Raw genomic sequence first — 288 nt, 5'->3', positions numbered from 1 at the left:
CAATACGGCAATGCGTTTACTAACCAAACGTTACAAGGTAAATGGAGTTTGTTCTTTATTGGTTACACCGCTTGCCCGGATGTATGCCCTACCACTCTGAATAAACTCGCAGCGGCATATCCACAACTGCAAAAAATAGCCAGCAATGTACAAGTGGTGTTTGTGTCAGCAGACCCTAAACGTGACACTCAAGCTAAACGATTAGATTACATAAATTTTTTCAATAAAGACTTTAAAGCGGTCAGCGCAGAACACACCGACTTATTTCCGTTTAGTCGTGACTTAGGC

The 288-nt window shown here is 42.0% G+C and carries 1 protein-coding gene; it reads left to right on the top strand.

What is annotated here, in order from left to right:
• Positions 1 to 288 (top strand): SCO family protein (locus AAEY75_RS14595; protein ID WP_352259965.1); only part of this gene is annotated, 288 nt, incomplete at both ends.

The organism is Psychrobacter sp. TB55-MNA-CIBAN-0194, assembly GCF_040309505.1.
Taxonomy (GTDB): Bacteria; Pseudomonadota; Gammaproteobacteria; order Pseudomonadales; family Moraxellaceae; genus Psychrobacter; species Psychrobacter fozii.
This window is presented reverse-complemented; position numbering and strand designations above follow the sequence as displayed.